The 1,560-nt window shown below is 42.3% G+C and carries 1 protein-coding gene; it reads right to left on the bottom strand.

Features of this window, described 5'->3' with window-relative positions; genetic code table 11:
• Nucleotides 1-98: 98 nt before the first annotated feature.
• Nucleotides 99-1,462 (bottom strand): IS1182 family transposase gene (locus tag LCM20_RS19925; RefSeq protein WP_412098014.1). Its coding sequence is split into 2 segments (ribosomal slippage): nucleotides 99-895 and nucleotides 895-1,462, totalling 1,365 coding nucleotides; the frame shifts between segments, so codons are not numbered across the junction.
• Nucleotides 1,463-1,560 lie beyond the last annotated feature (98 nt).

The following is a 1,560-nucleotide window of genomic DNA, read 5'->3' as shown; positions in this document are numbered from 1 at the left end:
CCAGTTTGTTGAGAAACTATGTCTTATAGTGCGCTAATACCATTATTTGTAATTTTTTCTTTATGTAAACCGTTAAATGACCTTGATAAGAGGTCTCCTTACCCTCTTTTGCTCAATATGAGGACGATTTTCTTGATATTCTGGGTCGTGGCCGTCATGTAAGCCTGTTCTTGGACACACTCCACCCCTCGGCCTCTGGCATATCGAAAAGCATGAAGCTCTTTTGAATCAGCGAAGCTACGCTCAATCGTATAGCTGCGCGATTTATATAACCGTTTTCCTGTTTCAGTTCGCTTATTCGCTTTCAGCTTCTCTTTTTCCCCTTCCCAAATATGGCGTGTGATGACACGATTTTTAGATTTAGCTGAAAAACAATCGTCTCGTAACGGACAGTTCTCACAGTCTTCAGGACGACTTTTATAGTGACGATACCCGTCCCGATCCGTTGTCGCATAGGATAGCTTGCATCCCATCGGACAAGCATAAGCATCGATTGACTCAACAAACTGAAACTTACGTTTGGGAACTTTTTGATTCCCACCTTTAAAACGGCGATTGCCTACAACGCCGAAAATCTCTTCTTTATTTAGGGTTTTAGCTATGTGGCCAGTTGCGTAAGCTGAGTCAATTCCGACAGCTTCAACCGAAAAACCGAATGCCTCCTTTTGATACCGAAGCCTCTCCAAGTAAGGCTCTGAATCATGAATGTTAGCGGGCGTGACGTGCGTATCCGTAATAATGTTGTACTTGGCATCAACGGTACGATGATCCAGATAGAAAAACCCTTGAGGTTTATGGTCGCGCATCAAGAACCCGCTATCGGGATCAGTCACACTTTCCCTTGTCATTTTCGGTTTCGTTGAGGTGGACACACGTGCCTTCTTGGGTTTTAGAGCTTTTTTCCGTGTTCAGCCCGGTCCTTTTGAACGTCTTCCTCTAATTCTTCAAAATAATGCGGGATTTTTTCTGTCTTCACTTTTCGAACGTATTTATTTTTATTGGCGTTGGCTTTAATATGAGTGGAATCAGTTAAAAGGATACGGCCATCGGCTAGTCGATGATCTTGAGCCTGCCGTACAATCTCTTCGAAGATATCTTTGAAAACCGTGGTATTATGGAACCTTTTGTGACGGTTAAAGCTAATGGTCGAGTGATCAGGGATTGGATCAAGAAGGGAAAAACCTAAGAACCAGCGATAGATGATATTGGCATTCAATTCTTTCTCTAATTGTCGTTCAGAACGAATACCATAAAGAAAGCCGACGAAAAGCATCTTGAATAAGGTTACCGGGGGTATGGAAGTTCGTCCATTATCATGGCAATAGTGAGGGGTTACAATGGATTCGATAAATGAGAAATCAATGATTCGATCAACATCACGAAGAAAATGATTAGGAGGAACAAACTCTTCCGTGGAAACCAAAACCTTGTCTTGACGGTGGTTGACCGGTGTACCCATCATGGGGCATCGCTCCTTGATTCATTTTCTTCATTATACAATGTAATTGTCGAAATATATAGAAAAATAAGGCTGTTGAGGAAAGTTTCTCAACAGCCTGG

The organism is Halobacillus litoralis, from assembly GCF_020171725.1.
GTDB classification, from domain to species: domain Bacteria; phylum Bacillota; class Bacilli; order Bacillales; family Halobacillaceae; genus Halobacillus; species Halobacillus litoralis_F.
Note: the sequence above shows the minus strand (reverse complement) of the source record. Positions and strands in the feature narration are given on the sequence as shown.